The sequence below is a fragment of the Sorangium sp. So ce367 genome (assembly GCF_051520455.1).
Taxonomy (GTDB): Bacteria; Myxococcota_A; Polyangia; order Polyangiales; family Polyangiaceae; genus Sorangium; species Sorangium cellulosum_B.
Map to the genome: position 1 here is coordinate 6,364,308 of NZ_CP150334.1, position 16,773 is coordinate 6,381,080.

Genomic DNA, 16,773 nt, shown 5'->3' on the forward strand with positions numbered 1-16,773 from the left:
TGGTGGTATCACGGCAACGGGCGCGGCTGAACGACCCGCCGGACGCCTCCAGCAAGAGCGCGCCGGGGGCTCCCCGCGGTCCGATCCGGCTTGAGGCCGCGAACACGGCGACTACAGTCGCCGCGAACCCCGCCGAGGCCTCCACGATGATCAAGCTCCGCTCCGCCATGGTTTTGCCGCTCGTCGCCGCGCTCGCCGCGGCGTGCTCGAAGACGCCCGAGCCGACAGCCACATCCGCGCCCGAGGCGCCGGCGACCAGCAAGCCCGCCGCGCCCGCCGAGGCGGCGCCCGCTCCGAAGCCGGCGCCGGCCAGCGGCCAGCAGGCGGGCGGCGCGCTCGCGTGGGACGCCCCGGCGAGCTTCGAGAGCGCGCCGAACCCCAACTCGATGCGCAAGGCCACGTACAAGATCAAGCGCGCCGCCGGTGACGCCGAGGACGCCGAGCTCAGCGTCAGCCAGGCGGGCGGCAGCGTGGACGCGAACATCACGCGCTGGGCCGGCCAGTTCTCCCAGAAGAGCGACGATTCGCCCAAGCGCACCGACCTCAAGGCCGGCGATCTCAAGGTCACCATCGTCGAGGTGAAGGGGACGTTCGCCGGCTCCGGGATGCCCGGCATGCCCGCCTCGGATCCGAAGCCGAACTACGCCCTCCTCGGCGCGATCGTCGAGACGCCCTCCGGCGATCCCTGGTTCTTCAAGATGACCGGCCCCGAGAAGACGGTCACCGGGGCGCGCGCCGACTTCGACAAGCTCGTGAACAGCCTGCGCGTGAAGTGACGCCGCAGCGCGGCGCGTCGACCGCGCGCCGCGCCCTCAGTACGCGATCTCCCCGTCGAAGAACCGCGCGAACGCCGGCGGGAGCGCCGCCGCGCCGCCCTCCGCGAGCGGCGGTCGCGCGCTCGAGAGCGTCTGCCAGAGCAGGATCGTCTCCCGCGGGCGCTCCTGCGCGATCCCGCGCAGCGCGGCGAGCGCCTTGGCGCTGTACGTCACCTCCCCCGGGACGCCGATCAGCCGCTCGACCTCGGGGATCGCGGCGATGGACGCGGGGGTCGGCATGCCGTAGCCGGGGCCGATCGCGCGGTGATCGATCTCGAAGCGGACCGGCGGGAGCCGACGCCGGGTGAAGCGCGGCGCGCGCCGGGCGAGCAGGCGCTTCATGCTGCCGATCTCGTACCGGACGACGGCGCGGTTCGACGCGATGCGCTCGGTGATGCGAACGCCGACGATCGTGGTCGGCCAGCCGAGCACCGCGGCCCCCAGCGTGAGCCCCGCCAGCGTGCCGCCGGTCCCCGAGGGGACGACGATGCGATCGGGTCGGGGGGCCTCGCCGCGCTGGACCTGCTCCGCAAGCTCGAGCATCGCGTCGACGTAGCCGAGGCACGGGAGCGCGGACGAGGCGCCTGGCAGGATGAAATACGGCCGGTCGGCCCGCCGCAGCGCCCGGATCGCCCGGACCGCGGTGGTCGCGTACCCGCCGCCATGGACGAGCTCGGCGCCGCTGGCCGCGTCGGCGAGGAGCGCGCCGCGGCCGAACCGGGTGATCGGCTGATCGAACAGAACCGTGGTGACGGCGAAGCCGAGCGCGCGGCCGAAGAGGGCCGTGGCGGTGACCTGCGTCGACGCCAGCCCGCCGACGGTGACGAGCGTCCTCGCCCCGCGCCGCTCCGCGTCGGCGAGCAGGAACTCGAAGCGACGCACCTTGTTGCCGCCGTAGAGCGGCGAGATCAGATCGTCGCGCTTCACCCACACGCCGCCGCGCCCGAGGTACCCCTCGATCGCGGCGCACGGGACGACCGGCGTCGGCGCGTGCGCGAGGGGGCGCCACGGGATCCGCCCCGAGAGCTCGGGCAGCTCGGCGAAGAGCGGAAGCTCCCGCGACGCGGGCAACGCGGGCAACGCGGGCGAGGCGGCAGGGCGCCCCCCGGGAGGCCCCGCCGCGCCCGCCGCCCCGGCGCGGGAGGCTCGCTCCTCGTCCTCGCCGTCAGCCACGCTCCACCTCACGTTCAGGCGCGCGCCGCCGCGCCGTGCCCCGCCTGCCTGCCGCCCGGGCCCGCCTGCTCACCGGCGTCGCCGGGGTCGTCTTCCGTGCCGGCTTCCGCGCCAGCGCCGAGGCGGCCGCCGCGCGCGACCAGGGGATCGCTCAGGTAGGTGTCCGTCAGCCGCTTCGGCCCCGCGAGGCCGAGCAGCCGGAGCGGGAAGAGCAGCACCGAGAGCACCCACGACGCGAGGCCGAGCGCGAGCTTGCCCCCGTACGCCTCCGCCACCAGCGCGAGCTTGCGGCCGGCCGACATCGACGAGATCGGCGCCTCGGTCAGGCCGATCCGCATGAGCCGGAGCTCCGCGATCCGCACCGTGTGGCGCACCAGATCGGGCAGGCGCTTGAGCGCCGGGTGATCCATCGGCAGGCGCTTCTTCATGAATGCCTCGAGCCGCGACACGCCCCAGAGCGACACCAGCGCGAGGCCGAGGAGCCGCCTCCGGAGCGCCGGCCTGCCCGCGATGGCCTTCCTCGTCTGCTGCTCGCCGAAGTCGACGTGCCGCTCTTCCTGCCGCACGCCGCGCTTCAGGATGGCGACGATCTCCGGCTCATCCACGGTCTCGATCATCGCGTAGAAGGCCTGGAGGACGAGGCCCTCGCCCAGGGCCATCTCGAGGGCGACGTGCTCGGCCCAGTCCCCGCCCATCAGCCCGGTCGCGAGGAAGCGCACGCTCCAGGCGGCCTTGTCCGGCGGCGCGCCCAGGATCTCGAGGATGCGGAGGAAGTTGCCGACGTGCTGGAACTCCTCGACGGCCTGGCGCGCGAGGAAGCGCGCGGACTCCAGGTCGGGGGCGTTGTACAGCCAGTGCCCTATCTGGACGCCGGTGATCTCCCCGTAGAGGAACTGCTGCACGGCCCAGACGATCACGTCCTTGTCCTTGACGGGATCGAGCTTGGCGCCCTGGAAATCGAACGCCATCTCTTCGCGGGTCACCAGCATCACTCGCCCTCCGGAGCGGTGAATTTAGCCCAGATCGCGGCCGCCGGCAGGTCCGAGGCGAAGGGCCCGGCGCGGCGCGATCCGCCGCGGCGGCGCTCCTGCTCGGCCCGTCCGGCGGAGGCGGCGCCCCCCGTGGTATACGGCCGACACGGCGGCATCAGGAACCGCCGACTTGAACCTCAGGAGAAGCACCATGGCGCGTGTCCACAACTTCAACGCCGGCCCTGCCGGGCTCCCCCTCCCCGCCCTCGAGCGCGCGCAGCGCGAGCTCCTCGATTTCGAGGGGACGGGCATGTCGATCATGGAGCACAGCCACCGCGGCAAGGCGTTCGAGGCGGTGCACAACGAGGCGATCTCGCTGCTCCGGCAGCTGCTCGGCCTGTCGGACGACTACCACGTGCTGTTCATGCAGGGCGGCGCGGCCATGCAGTTCGCGGTCGTGCCGATGAACCTCCTGCCGCCCGGCAGGAGCGCCGACTACATCCTGACCGGCGGCTGGTCGGAGAAGGCCCTGGAGGAGGCGAAGCGCGTGGGGACGGTGCGCGTGGCCGGGAGCACCGCCGTCGACAAGCGGTACACCCGCATCCCCCACCAGGGAGAGCTCTCGCTCGATCCGAACGCCGCCTACGTCCACATGACGACGAACAACACGCTGTTCGGCACGCAGTGGCACTGGCTGCCCGATACGGGCGATGTGCCGCTCGTCGCGGATATGTCGTCCGACATCCTGTGGCGGAAGATGGATATCTCCAGGTTTGCCCTGGTTTACGCCGGTGCCCAGAAGAACATCGGTCCGAGCGGGATCACGGTCGTGCTCGTTCGCAAGGATCTCGTTGACAGCGCGCGAAAAGACATTCCCGTCATTTTCCGTTATGCCACTTACGCTGCCAACAACTCGCTCTACAACACACCTCCGACATTCGCAATCTACCTCATGCGCAACGTGCTCGCGTATACGCTTGAGATCGGTGGGCTCGAGGAGGTCGAGCGACGGAATCGCAAGAAGGGTGAGCTGCTGTACGAAACCATCGACGCGCACCCGGACGTGTTCCGGGCGCCTGTCGAGAAGGAGAGCCGCTCGTTCATGAACGTGGTGTTCCGGCTGGCCAGCGAGGAGATGGAAAAACGCTTCGTCGCCGAGGCCGCAAAGGAGGGTATGGTGGGGCTCGCCGGACACAGGTCGACCGGGGGTATCCGGGTTTCGATCTACAACGCAGTACCCGTTGCATCGGTAGAGCGCCTCACGGCGTTCATGCGGGATTTCGCCAAGAGGGGTTGACTCGCGGCGGGAGCACGACGTTCTCGGTATTTCCAGGTTCGCCGCTGTTTCCAAAACACGCTCGGTGAACCTCCCCCTAATTCGTCGCGTCCCAACCTTCAGCCCGCTTGACGTTGTTCCGCCCGGCACAACAGGCCTTCGCGGAAAGGGTCTGTCGGCCTTTCCGCAGCTGGGAGGGAGGCGGTGAACGCCGCTCCCCGACCAGCACCGGGAGGGGACGGCGAACGCCGTTCCCCGACCAGCGCTGGAAGAGGACGGCGAACGCCGCTCCCCGACCAACGCCGGAAGGGGACGGCGAACGCCGCTCCCTGACCAGCACCGGGAGAGAGCGGCCATCGCCGGTCTCGACCGGCCCGGGAGGGGACGGGGGGAACGCCGTCCTTTACCGGCTCGCAGGCCCCGTTCGGAGACCTGAATCGAGCGAGCCAACCGTAAGGAGAGGATGATGGCGAGCATGGATGATCGTATGATTTCCAGGAGTGAGGAGGGCCAGGAGGAGAGAGGGGCCTCGCCGAGCGAACCCCCGCCTTCGTCAGCGTCGCAGCGGGCTGCCAACGAGCGGCAGCAGCGTGGCTTCGCCGCCATGGACGAGGACCGTCAGCGCAAGATCGCCAGCAAGGGCGGGAAGGCAGCCCACGAGAAGGGCACGGCGCACGAGTTCACGCGCGACGAGGCGCGCGCCGCCGGCAAGAAGGGCGGCGAGGTCGTCAGTCAGAACCGCAAGCACATGGCCGAGATCGGGCGCCGTGGCGGCGAGCGCGTGAGCCAGGACCGGGCCCACATGGCCGAGATCGGCCGCAAAGGCGGCGAGGCCGTGAGCGGCGATCGCCAGCACATGGCCGAGATTGGCCGTCGTGGCGGCGAGTCGCGGGGAGACCAGCCGCGGGAGAATCAGCCGCGCTGACCGGGGGACGCGCAGGGCCCGGCGCCCCCGGCGCCGGGCCAGCCCCCTACCCCACGCGACGGCGACGACCCTGGCCTCCCGGTCGTCGCCGCGAGGTGCCTCTCGGGAGGTCTCCAGGCGCCACAGGACCGCGCGCGCCACGCCGGCGTGGCCGCCCCCGCACATCTCGGTCAGACGCTCGGCGCGCCGCCCCAGGAGGGCGGCGCCGAGCCTCCAGCGCGGGGCAGGAGCTGGCGGGTCAGCCGGGCGCGATCGCGCCCAGGGAGACGTCGCTGGGCGTCTCCTTCGGGCCAGGGATCCATTCCTCGTCGGGCTGCTCCGGCGGGAGCACGACCGGGGCGCCGTCGTAGCGCAGGCGCTTGCCAGGCCAGACGAAGCTGCGGAAGAGGTAGGCGAGGAGCGAAGGCTGGTCGAGGCCCGGGTGGATGAAGGGCGCCACGCGCCTCGCGTGCGCGGCCGGCAGGAGGCTCCAGTGGAGGCCGGGCTCCATGTGATGGATGGAGTGGAAGCCGTTGTTGTACGTCCACCAGTTGACCAGCCGGCCGACGAAGTTGCGCGAGTGGTTGTACTCGCTGTCCTCGTCGCAGCCGTCGTGCTGGAGGTAGTTCATGGTCACGATCCCCCACGCGGCGTACTGGTGCGGGATCAGGACGTAGAGGAGGAACTTCTGCCAGTCGAGCGCGAGCAGGGCCCCCATCGCGCCGAGGAACACCGCCGACTCGAGGAGCATCTGACGGAACCACGGCGGGTTCCGCCGGTACATCGCCTTGAAGTAGCGCATGTCGGCGGGCAGGATGTCCCGGACCACGCGGCTCATGAAGAAGAGGCCGTTCAGCAGGTTCCACCGATAGCGCACCTTCGTCGTCCGCATCACGTCACGCCGGGACTGCGTGTACTTGTGATGGCTGAGGTTGTGGCCCGGGACGTAGGCGCTGACGGGGTGCCCGTAGGTGAGCGTCAGCACGACCTGGAACGCGCGGTTCATCCATCGCCGCCGGAACACGGGGCAATGGACCGCGTTGTGGGTCGCGACCGCTCCGAGGAACGAGAACACGCACGTCGTGGCGAGGAGCGGAATCGCGAGCCATAGCGCGCGCGGCGCGTAGACCCATTGCACCGCCACGAGCACGAAGTACGTCGCGACGAAGAGGAGTGTCTTGATATCGGCGCGGTACCGGAGCATGGCTGTTCTTCGCTGCTACTACCAGGACCACGCGCCGAACCGACCGGCAGCGCCGAGCAGCGCTGGCCGGCCCGGACGGGCGCAGCGGCCCATCTTCTCGGCGCTCTTCCTAGCGCATTTCGTCGCAGCTGGAAGCTCGAAGTTGCATTCCGACGAGCGCTCCGCGCCATCCCCACCCGACATCCGTGTTTCACGCCGATGTCTCGCGCTCGGTGCGATCGTCTCTACGCACCTCGCGCCGGTATTCAGGCGTGGGAGCCGCTGCGCCGGTGTGCCGGCGAGGAAGCCGCTCCGCCGGTGTGCCGGTGAGGGAGCCGCTGCGCCGGTGTGCCGGTGAGGAAGCCGCTCCGCCGGTGCTCGGCGGCGCGTGCGGCGGAGCACTCCGGCGCGCTCCGGCGTGCGCTGGCGCGCTCCGGCGTGCGCTGGGCCGGAGGCGGCTCGCGCTTGACGACCTGGTCGCGAACCGCCAACGTGGCCGCGTGAGCTCATCCCCTCTCGGCTTCGATCCGAACGGTCCCGCCATCGGAAACGGGATTTACGGGCTGCCACACACTGCTGAGGACGCCCGGGTGGTCCTCATCCCGGTGCCGTGGGAGCCGACGGTGTCCTACCGCCGCGGCGCCGCCAAGGGCCCGGGGGCGATCCTGCGGGCCAGCCGGCAGGTCGACCTCTTCGACCTGCACACGGGCAGACCGTACGAGCAGGGCATCGCGATGCTCGACGTCGATCCGGACATCGTGCGCTGGAACGCGGAGGCGTGCGCCGCGGCTGAGCCGGTGATCGCGGCGCACGGGGAGGTCGCTGGCGACCGGGACCTGGAGGCGCGCCTCGCGGCGGTCAACGCGCTCTCCCGGCGGCTGAACGAGCGCGTCACGGAGATCGCCATGCGATGGATGGAGCGGGGCAAGCTCGTCGGCGTCATCGGCGGAGATCACTCCGCCCCCTACGGCGCGATCGCGGCGCACGCCGCGCGTTACCCGGGAATGGGGATCCTGCACATCGACGCGCACGCCGATCTCCGCAACGCGTACGAGGGATTCACCGACTCCCACGCTTCGATCATGCACAACGTCGCGACGAACCACCCGAAGATCCCGCGGATCGTCCAGGTCGGGCTGCGCGACATGAGCGAAGACGAGCTCCGGTTCATCCGGGAGTCGAACGGGCGCATCGTCGCCCACATCGACGCGTCGATCGCCGATCGGCTCTTCGAGGGGGAGCCGTTCCACCTGATCGCCGACTCGATCGTGGAGGATCTCCCCGACGACGTCTATGTGAGCTTCGATATTGACGGCCTCGATCCGACGCTGTGTCCGAGCACCGGCACGCCTGTCCCCGGCGGGCTGACGTTCCAGCAAGCCGTCGCCCTGATCGGCCGCATCCAGAAGAGCGGCCGGCGCATCGTCGGCTTCGACCTGAACGAGGTCGCGCCCAAGGACGACGCCGACGACTGGGACGGCAACGTCGGCGCCCGCCTCCTGTACAAGCTCATCGGCTTCACCCTCCTCTCCCACGACACCCGCAGTCGCTAGCGCAGCGAGCGCGTCGCGCGCACTCTCCCCCAACGAGGCGATCGCGGCGGGCACCCGCACAGGAGACGGGCCCAGATCGGCGTTTTCGGCGCGGAAGCGTACTCTCGTACGCTGAGCACCGAAAACGCCGAGGTGGGCCCGTATCCGCCGCGGGTGCCCGCCTCAAGAAAGCGCGCGGCGGTAGGTCTCGATCGAGAGGTGGACGTCGAGCGTGCCGGCCATCTCGCGGCAGGAGTGCATGCTGAGCATCGGCGCGCCGACGTCGACCGTGGCGATGCCGAGCGAGGCCGCCGTGATCGGGCCGATCGTGCTGCCGCAGGGGAGATCGCTGCGCACGACGAAGCGCTGGGGGGCGTAGCCCACGTCGTGACAGAGCGCCTCGAGCGCGGCGGCCGTCGCGCCGTCGGTCGCATAGGACTGGTTCACGTTCGACTTGATCACGAGCCCGCGGTTGATCTGCGGGGCGTGGCGCGGCTCGTGCTGATCGGCATAGTTCGGGTGCACCGCGTGGGCCATGTCCGCCGAGACGAGCAGCGACCCGGCCATCGCGCGGGCGAACGCCTGCGGCTCGCGCCCCGGGAAGACGTCGACGATCCGCGCGAGCACGTCGCGGAGCACGCTCCCCGCCGCCCCCACGGCGCTCCGGCTGCCGCACTCCTCGTGGTCGTAGAGCGCGATGACCCGCGTCGCCGCGGAGGGAGCGGCGCCGATCAGCGCGGCCGTCGCGGCGTGACAGCTCGCGAGGTTGTCCAGGCGGGACGCGAAGATGAACTCGTCGGAGAGGCCGCCGAGCGACGCCTTGAGCGTGTCGTACAGGCAGAGATCGAAGCCGAGGATGGCGTCGCGCGGCGCGTCGACCGCGCGCGCGAGCAGGGCGTTGAGATCGGCCTCCTTGCCGAGGCCAATCACGGGGACGAGGTGCTTCTGCGCGTTCAGCACGAGCCCCTCCGAGTTGACCCCGCGGCTCAGATGGATCGCGAGGTTCGGGACGCGGGCGACCGGGCGGCCCAGGTCGACGAGGAGGCGCTCGATCCGCCCGTCCCTGCGCACGTGGACGCGGCCAGCCACGCTGAGATCGCGGTCGAGCCAGGTCGAGTACAGGACGCCGCCGTAGACCTCGACCCCGAGCTGCTGGTAGCCGCTCCGCGAGAGCTCGGCGCTCGGCTTCACCCGGAGGTTCGGCGAGTCGGTGTGCGCGCCGAGGACGCGAAAGCCGCCGAGCGCCGGGTGCTCGGCCCCGGCCACGAACGCGACGATCGTCGACCCGCCCCGGATGACGAAGCGGCGATCGCCCGGCGCGACAGCCCACGCGTCGCGCTCCCCGAGCTCCGAGAAGCCGGCCGCCACGAGCCGCGAGGCGACCTCGCGCACGGCGTGGTACGGCGTCGGCGAGCGATCGATGAAGGCGCAGAGGTCGCGGGCGGCCGCGACGCCGCGCTCGCGCAGCGCCGCCATCTCGTCCGCGCTCCTCGCGAAGCGCTCGCCAAGGTCGGTCAGTGGCCTGAGATCGCCTGCGCGATCGAGGATCTCGGGGGGCGTCATGGAGGGCGCGGAGTCTAGCAGAGCCGCCGAGCCTCGCCCGGCGCGCCGGCGCGCGCCTCCATGCGCGCGGAGGCGCGCGCTCGCCAACGCCGAGATGGCGGCCCACGCGGCCGGTGCGCCATGGTATCCGCCACCACCGCGCCGCTCGCAGGACCTCCTCCGACGCCGCGCGCCGCAACCCGCAACGGAGACGCGCCCCGATGTACCGCCTCGTCCGACCGCTCCTCTTCGCGCTGCCGCCCAGCCTTGCGCACGAGCTCGGCATGCTCGCGCTCGCCCCGCTCGAGCACGCAGCGCCGCTCCGCGCCCTCGTGCACGCCCGCCTCGCGCCCCGGGATGGGCGCATCGCGGTGCGCACCATGGGGCTCGACTTCCCTTCCCCGCTCGGCGTGGCGGGCGGCTTCGACAAGGACGCCCGCCGGGCCCGCGCGCTCGCCGCCCTCGGGTTCGGCTTCGTCGAGCTCGGCACCGTCACAGCGCAGCCCCAGGCCGCGAACCCGTCGCCGAACCTCTTCCGGCTGCCGGCCGACCGGGCGCTCATCAACCGGCTCGGGTTCCCGAACCAGGGCGCGGCCCGCGTCACGGAGCGCCTGCTCGGCCGCGGCGGCGCGGCGGCCGTGGGCGTGCCGGTGGGCATCTCGATCGGCAAGTCCAGGGTCGCGCCGCTCGATCCCATCGAGCCCGCGATCGACGACTACCTCGCGAGCTTCCGGGAGGCGCGGCGCGCGGCCGACTTCGTCGTGATCAACGTGTCGTCGCCGAACACGAAGGACCTCCGCGCGATGCAGGGCCCGGCGATCGCGCGGGCGCTGCTCTCCGCGATCGCGCGGGAGAACCGCGCCGCCGGGGCGCCGCTGCCGCTGCTCATCAAGGTCGCCCCGGACCTCGGCGACGAGGAGCTCGAGGCGCTGCTCGCCGTGGTCGAGGAGGTCGGCCTCGCCGGCGTCATCGCGACCAACACGACCGTGCGGCGCGACGGGCTCGCGACGAGCCCGGAGGCCGTCGAGGCGATGGGCGCGGGCGGGCTGAGCGGGCCGCCCCTCCGGCAGCGCTCGCTCGCGATGGTGCGGCGCATCCGCGCGCGCCTCGGGAGCAACGTCACGGTGATCGGCGCCGGGGGCATCGAGTCGGCGGAGCACGCGATGGACCAGCTCCAGGCGGGCGCCGACCTCGTGCAGATCTATACCGGCTTCATCTACGGCGGCCCGCTGCTCCCCGCCGCGATCGCGCGCGGGCTCTCGGACCTCGTGGCCCGCTCCGGCGCGCGGTCGATCCAGGACCTCGTGAGCCGACCAGGCGGCGCGACGCGCGCTGCTATGATCGGCCATGGAGCTTGAAGCGCACGTCCACGACACGATCCGCGACATCCCGGAGAGCGAGTGGAACGCGCTCGACGGGGTGAGTGAGGCGCCGTTCCTCACCTGGGCGTGGTTCGACGCGCTCGAGCGGACGGGGTGCGTGGGCGAGGCGGCGGGCTGGCTGCCCCACCACATCACGCTCCGGGCCGAGGGGGCGCTGCTCGCCGCGGCGCCCGCCTACCTCAAGGACAACAGCGAGGGAGAGTTCGTCTTCGACCACGGCTGGGCCTCTGCGTCCCACCAGATCGGCGCGCCGTACTACCCGAAGCTCGTCGTCGCGGTGCCGTTCACGCCCGCGACGACGCCGCGGCTGCTCGTGCGGCGGCCGGAGGACCGCCCGGCGCTGCTGCCCGTCCTCGCCGAGACGCTCCGCAAGCTGGTGGCGCGGAGCCGCATCTCGAGCGCCCACGTCCTGTTCCCGACCGAGGACGAGGCCGCCGCCCTCTCCGACGCCGCCATGGCGCACCGCTGCGGCGTCCAGTTCCAGTTCGAGAACGAGGGGTATCAAACGCTCGACGACTTCCTCGCGCGCTTCAACGCGAAGCGGCGGCACCAGATCCGGCGCGAAATGCGCGAGTCCACGAGGCAGGGGCTGTCGATCGACACGCTGCGCGGCGCGGAGATCACGCCGGAGATCGTCGATGCCATGTTCGGCTTCTACGTCTCCACCGTGGAGAAGTTCGCCTGGGGCCGGCAGTACCTGAACCGCGCCTTCTTCGAGGAGATCGCGGCCCGGCTGCGCGGCGGCGGGGCGCAGGGAGGCGTCGAGATCGTCCTGGCGCGGGAAGGCAAACGCCCCATCGCGGGCGCGCTCAATCTGGCCGGGCCCACGACGCTCTACGGCCGTTACTGGGGCGCGTCGGAGGAGCGCCCGTTCCTGCATTTCAACGTCTGCTATTATCACCCGGTCGAGGACTGCATCGCCCGGGGACTGCGCCGCTTCGAGCCGGGCGCAGGAGGGTCGCACAAGCTCGTTCGCGGCTTCGCACCGAGCGTCACCCACAGCGCGCACCACATCGCGCATCCACGCCTGGACGCCGCGGTGCGCGAGTTCCTCGCGCGCGAGCGCGCGGCCGTCCGCGCGAAGACGGCGGACAGGAGCGTGGCATTCCGCTGAGCGCCTTCCTGGCGCAGCGCGACGTGCGGTGTTGACGTGACGCGCGCTGGAGAGGGATGCTGCCAGACATGCGCGCCTTTCTTGCACTCCTCGCCTCCTCCATCGTCTTCGGGCTCGCCGCGAGCGGCGGCTGCTCGAGCAATGAAGCGACCGACACGACCTCGACCACGGCGGCAGCCACGGTCGCCGGCGCCGGCGGCTCGCTCGGCTTCGGCTGCTTCGGCGGCAGCCCGGATGGGCGGTGTACGATCCTCGCCCAGGTCCCCGAGAGCTGCAGCTGCCCCGACTGCTCCGACACGGCGAGCTGCCTCGGCCGCTGCAACGACGACGGCGCCTGCGACATGCGGCCAGACGCCCCCGACGGCGAGGATTGCACCTGCCAGGACTGCGCGGGCACCGTCGCGGAGTGCAGCCCGAGGCGCGGGTGCAACGACAACGAGGGGTGCAACGCCAACGAGGATTGCACCTGCCCCGACTGCACGAGCACCCCGCGGTGCACGGATCACTGCACGGACAACGGCTCGTGCGCGGAGTACTTCGAGGGGTGCTCCTGCGCGGATTGCAGCGGCGTGGAGCGCTGCGGCGGGAACCCGGCCACGACCACGGCAGCGGCCACGACGAGCAGCGGCGCGGGCGGCGACCCGACCGGCGGCGGCGGCGCGGGCGGCGACCCGAGCGGCAACGGCGGCGCGGGCGGCGACCCGACCGGCAGCGGCGGCGCGGGCGGCGGCGGCGGCGCAGGCGGCGCCTAGGACACGCTCGGCGCCCTCGCCGATCCGCGCCCTCGCCGCTCGGGGCCCTCACTGCTTCGCGGTGAGCCCGTGCTTCCTCAAGAACATCCGCACGTGGTGGCGCTCCATGCCCGCGCGGCGCGCCATCTCGCTGACGTTGCCGCCCGTCGCCCGGATCAGCTCGCTGAAGTAACGCTGCTCGAACGCCGCGACGGCGCTCCGCTTCGCCTCGCCGAACGCCGACGTCGGGACGACCACGTCGCCGCCGCCCTCCAGCGGCAGGATCGAGGCGATCGCCTCGGCCCCGGGCGGCAGGCTCGCGGCCACGCTGGTGACGTTCATGAGCTCCCGGACGTTGCCAGGGAAATCGTGCTGGCCGAGCGTCGTGGTGATGAGATTGACCATCTCCACGGCGCGCTCGGGGCACCCCAGGCGCTCGCAGACGCGCTCGACGAGCAGCGGGATGTCCTCCCGCCGCTCGCGGAGCGGCGGCAGCTCGATGCGCATCTGGGCGATCCGGAAGAAGAGATCGCTCCGGAAGCGCCCGGTGTTCATGCTGCGGCCGAGGTCGCGGCGCGTCGCCGCGATGATCCGCACGTCGACGGGCTCGTAGATCCGTGACCCGACGCGCTTCACCTTCTGCTCGGTGAGCGCGCGCAGCAGCTTCGGCTGGAGATCGGGCGGCAGCTCGCCCAGCTCGTCGAGGAAGATCGTCCCGCCGTTCGCCTCGTGGAAGGCGCCGCTCCTCCGCTCGTTCGCCCCGGGGAAGGCGCCGCGCTCGTGCCCGAAGAGGAAGCTCTCGGCGAGCGCGCCCGGCAGCGAGGCGCAGTCGACGACGACGAACGGGCCGCCGCGCCGGCTCGAGACGTCATGGATGGCCTGCGCCGCGAGCTCCTTGCCCGTGCCCGTCTCCCCGGTGATCAGCAGCGAGAGCTCCGTCGAGGCCACCTCGCGCAGCAGGCGGAACAGGTGGCGCATCCGCGGCGAGGCGCCGATCAGCGGGCCGAAGCTCTCGTCGAAGCCGACGTCGACGCGCTCCTTGTCGAGCGGCTCGAAGCTCAGCACCGAGCCGCCGACCTGGATGGCGCACGCGGCCGTCAAGATCGCCTCGCGGATGCGGACCGTCGACACGAACGTCCCATTCTTGCTGCCGAGATCGCGGACGAGCACGCCCGGCCCCTCCGCGCGAAGATCGCAATGCGTCGAGCTGACCTCCGGATCGTCGACCACCACACCGCAGCTCGGATCGCGCCCCACCACGATCGGCGCGATGCCGATCTTGACGGGATCCCGGCCCGCCGAGCGCAGCGTGCCGCCGCGAACAAACCACTGAACCGCGCGAGCGCGGGTCGCATCCCTCGTCGAGCTCATATCCAACGGTTATTCGATTTCCCTGGTCTTGACCACATCCACGCACGCCCCGCGCGCCCACGGGCGGGAGCGCCCACCTGGGCGCACCGGGTACGTGGCTTCCGGAGGAGCCACAGCCTCCCGTCGAAAAACTTCACGACCACTAGAGGAACTGACGTGATCGAAGAGAAATTCTGATCAAGCAATGTGCTGAGCGCATAGCGGGCGAGGCCCTCGAGAGGGTAGAGTACGTGGTCTACGCAAGCGATGAAGCGGGCGTTCGTCCAGCTCGCCTCATCGGGTGTCGATGGTCGATGAACGAGGACCCGGCCATCGCGGGGTGGATGCGCCCTGCGATAGGGGCTGTCGGTGTGTGTTCTTTCAACGCGATTCGGGGCTCCGCTCTCCCGGTCCCCTCAACGTGGGAGTCGCGCGAGCGCTCCCGGCGAGGATGCTTATGCCGAGAATAGGATGGTTACTCCGGAAGCGCGCCGCGACGGCCCTGGGGCTCCTGGGGCTCTCCGCGGGCGCGAGCGCGCTCGCGTCCGTGTCCGCCGGTTGCAGCAGCGAGGCCGACGGCCCGTGCATCTCCGACGAGCAATTCTTCGCCGAGAAGGTGTGGGTCCCCATCCTCTCGACGAAGTGCATCGGCTGCCATAACCCGCAGGGGCAGGCGGCGGAGTCCAAGCTGATCCTCGCCGGGAGCAGCGAGGCGGGGTTCCTCGACAAGAACCTCGCGACGTTCAAGTCGCTCGCCGGGCTCGAGCTCGGCGGCGAGTCGTACGTCCTCCTCAAGCCGACGAAGGCCATCGAGCACGGCGGCGGCCAGGTCCTCGCCTCGGACAGCGCCGAGGTCGAGGCGCTCCGGGCGATGGTGGAGCGGACGAAGGAGCCGTCGTCCTGCGAGACGGACGTCAACGCCTCCTTCGCCGGCGTGGTGATGAGCGGGCCCGAGGAGACGCTCCGCACGGCGAGCCTCGAGCTCGCCGGGCGCCTGCCGACCGAGGCCGAGGAGGAGGCCGTCGCAGAGAGCGGCATGGCCGCGCTGGATCCGATCCTGGACCAGTTGCTCACGGAGGAGACGTTCTATGTGCGGCTGAAGGAGATCTACAACGATCTCTTCCTCACCGACCGTTACCTGAACGGCGAGGAGGCCGTCGATCTGCTGCGGAGCGACGCGTACGATCCGAAGTGGTACAACAGCCTCCCGCAGGATCCGGCGCTGGTCGCGAGGTACGGCGCGCGGGACCTGGAGGACGTCGCCAACAAGCTGAAGAGCTGGACGAACCGGGCCGTCGGGAGGGAGCCGCTCGAGCTCATCGCTTACATCGTGCGGAACGACAGGTCCTTCAAGGAGGTCCTCACCGCCGACTACACGGTCGTGAACCCCTTCTCCGCCAAGGCGTACGGCGTGACGGCCGAGTTCAAGAACGACGCGGATCCGGACGAGTTCGTCCCGGCGAAGCGCGATCCGATCCCGCTCGCCGGCGTGCTCACCTCCCCCGTCTTCCTGTCCAGGCACCCGACGACGAACACCAACAGGAACCGCCACCGCGCGAGGATGGTCTATCAGTTCTTTCTCGGCACCGACATCCTGAAGACGGCCGAGCAGCCGCTCGATCAGACGAAGATCACCGACTTCAACCCGACGATGAACAACGCGGCGTGCACCGTCTGCCACGCCGCCCTGGACCCGCTGTCAGGCGGGTTCCACAGCTTCGACTCCGCGGGCCGGTACAGGGAGGACGACACCTGGTACGAGGACATGCGGCCGCCGGGCTTCGGCGCCGAGTCGGTGCCTTTCAGCGAGTTCCCGACCGCGCTCTCGTGGGTGGCGAAGCGCGTCGCCGACGACCCCCGCTTCGCGCTCTCGGCCGTCTATACGATGTACACCGGCCTCACCGGGCAACAGCCGCTCGCCGCCCCGAGCAACGACGATCCGGAGTTCAACGCCAAGTTCCGGGCGTACCTCGCCCAGTACCACGCGTTCAACACGATGGCGCACGACTTCGCCGACGGCGGCTACAACCTGAAGACGGTCGTCAAGGCCATCGTCAAGAGCCCCTATTTCCGGGCGCGCAACGTGGCGCAGGCGTCTCGGGGCGAGGCGCTCACGCAGCTCGGCGGCACGCGGTTCCTCGGGCCCGAGCAGCTGCACCGGAAGATCTGGGCGGTGACGGGGTATCCGTGGCGCCCGCGGGCGTTCGAGGACGACGGCAGTCGCTACGACTTCCTGCTCCGGCGCGACGCCTACCGCATGCTGTACGGCGGCATCGACTCGCAGGACGTGATCCAGCGGATCACGGAGCCGAACGGGATCATGGCCAACATCGCCGACCGGATGGCGAACGAGATGGCGTGCGTCGCGGTGCCGCGCGACCTCTACCTCCCGCAGGAGGAGCGGCTCCTCTTCCCGTACGTCGAGACGACGTTCGAGCCGCGCGACACGAACGATTTCGACGTGCTGCCGGCCGTCGAGGGGATCAAGCAGAACATCCAGTACCTGCACAAGCGGGTGCTCGGCGAGTCGCTCGAGCTCGGCGATCCCGAGATCGAGCGGACATACAAGGTCTTCCTCGAGACGTGGGAGGAGGGCAAGGCGGGCATGGCGAAGCCGGAGGGCGAGGAGGGCAGGCTCTCGAGGTCGCTGCCCGGCCCCTGCCAGGTGCACAACGACTACTGGACTCGAGAGGGGCTCCCCGACGAAGAGAAGCTCACGCGCGACGAGAACTACACGGTCCGCGCCTGGATGAGCGTCATGACCTATCTCCTTTCGGACTTCAGGTTTCTTTACCAGTAG

13 protein-coding genes are annotated in these 16,773 nt (G+C 71.0%); 8 read left to right on the plus strand and 5 right to left on the minus strand.

Translation table 11 applies throughout. The annotated features are described in order from the left end of the window. Positions 1 to 146 precede the first annotated feature (146 nt). Complete coding sequence (locus WME97_RS24130) at positions 147 to 776, plus strand: hypothetical protein (protein ID WP_437555093.1); 630 nt, start codon at positions 147 to 149, stop codon at positions 774 to 776. 36 nt (positions 777 to 812) lie between these two features. Here the strand turns inward: WME97_RS24130 and WME97_RS24135 are convergent, their stop codons facing one another. After that, positions 813 to 1,988, minus strand: coding sequence for a 1-aminocyclopropane-1-carboxylate deaminase/D-cysteine desulfhydrase (locus WME97_RS24135; RefSeq protein ID WP_437555094.1), 1,176 nt, complete (start codon positions 1,986 to 1,988; stop codon positions 813 to 815). A 14-nt stretch (positions 1,989 to 2,002) separates the two neighbouring features. After that, positions 2,003 to 2,977: a ferritin-like domain-containing protein gene (locus WME97_RS24140; protein ID WP_437555095.1), complete on the minus strand. Its 975-nt coding sequence runs from the start codon at positions 2,975 to 2,977 to the stop codon at positions 2,003 to 2,005. A 193-nt stretch (positions 2,978 to 3,170) separates the two neighbouring features. Between WME97_RS24140 and serC the strand changes: the two genes are divergently transcribed. Both serC and WME97_RS24150 read left to right on the plus strand, forming a co-directional pair. Then, positions 3,171 to 4,256, plus strand: coding sequence for a 3-phosphoserine/phosphohydroxythreonine transaminase (gene serC, locus WME97_RS24145; RefSeq protein WP_437555096.1), 1,086 nt, complete (start codon positions 3,171 to 3,173; stop codon positions 4,254 to 4,256). Positions 4,257 to 4,839: 583 nt separating this feature from the next. After that, positions 4,840 to 5,160 (plus strand): KGG domain-containing protein, encoded by a 321-nt coding sequence (locus WME97_RS24150; protein ID WP_044965509.1) that lies wholly within the window; start codon positions 4,840 to 4,842, stop codon positions 5,158 to 5,160. A gap of 238 nt (positions 5,161 to 5,398) precedes the next feature. Here WME97_RS24150 and WME97_RS24155 read toward each other — a convergent pair whose 3' ends face one another. Beyond that, positions 5,399 to 6,343 (minus strand): fatty acid desaturase family protein, encoded by a 945-nt coding sequence (locus WME97_RS24155; RefSeq protein ID WP_437555097.1) that lies wholly within the window; start codon positions 6,341 to 6,343, stop codon positions 5,399 to 5,401. Between the two features lie 479 nt (positions 6,344 to 6,822). Between WME97_RS24155 and WME97_RS24160 the strand changes: the two genes are divergently transcribed. Then, positions 6,823 to 7,875, plus strand: a complete 1,053-nt coding sequence (locus tag WME97_RS24160) for an agmatinase family protein (RefSeq protein WP_437555098.1) — start codon at positions 6,823 to 6,825, stop codon at positions 7,873 to 7,875. A gap of 162 nt (positions 7,876 to 8,037) precedes the next feature. On the opposite strand, the gene WME97_RS24165 is transcribed toward WME97_RS24160, so the two are convergent. Next, positions 8,038 to 9,330 (minus strand): M18 family aminopeptidase, encoded by a 1,293-nt coding sequence (locus WME97_RS24165; RefSeq protein WP_437555484.1) that lies wholly within the window; start codon positions 9,328 to 9,330, stop codon positions 8,038 to 8,040. A gap of 287 nt (positions 9,331 to 9,617) precedes the next feature. Here WME97_RS24165 and WME97_RS24170 point away from each other — a divergent pair, with 287 nt between their 5' ends. The 3 genes from WME97_RS24170 (at position 9,618) to WME97_RS24180 (ending at position 12,644) form a co-directional block, all read left to right on the plus strand. Beyond that, positions 9,618 to 10,754 carry a quinone-dependent dihydroorotate dehydrogenase gene (locus WME97_RS24170; protein WP_437555099.1) on the plus strand — a complete coding sequence of 379 codons (1,137 nt, stop codon included), beginning with the start codon at positions 9,618 to 9,620 and terminating at the stop codon, positions 10,752 to 10,754. Next, positions 10,744 to 11,892 (plus strand): GNAT family N-acetyltransferase, encoded by a 1,149-nt coding sequence (locus tag WME97_RS24175; RefSeq protein ID WP_437555100.1) that lies wholly within the window; start codon positions 10,744 to 10,746, stop codon positions 11,890 to 11,892. The genes WME97_RS24170 and WME97_RS24175 overlap by 11 nt, the downstream gene beginning before the upstream one ends. Before the next feature lie 68 nt (positions 11,893 to 11,960). After that, positions 11,961 to 12,644, plus strand: coding sequence for a hypothetical protein (locus WME97_RS24180; protein ID WP_437555101.1), 684 nt, complete (start codon positions 11,961 to 11,963; stop codon positions 12,642 to 12,644). Between the two features lie 48 nt (positions 12,645 to 12,692). On the opposite strand, the gene WME97_RS24185 is transcribed toward WME97_RS24180, so the two are convergent. Next, entirely contained in the window at positions 12,693 to 13,994 is a 1,302-nt protein-coding gene (locus tag WME97_RS24185) for a sigma 54-interacting transcriptional regulator (RefSeq protein ID WP_012237037.1), read from the minus strand. 436 nt (positions 13,995 to 14,430) lie between these two features. Here WME97_RS24185 and WME97_RS24190 point away from each other — a divergent pair, with 436 nt between their 5' ends. Continuing rightward, entirely contained in the window at positions 14,431 to 16,773 is a 2,343-nt protein-coding gene (locus tag WME97_RS24190) for a DUF1588 domain-containing protein (RefSeq protein ID WP_437555102.1), read from the plus strand.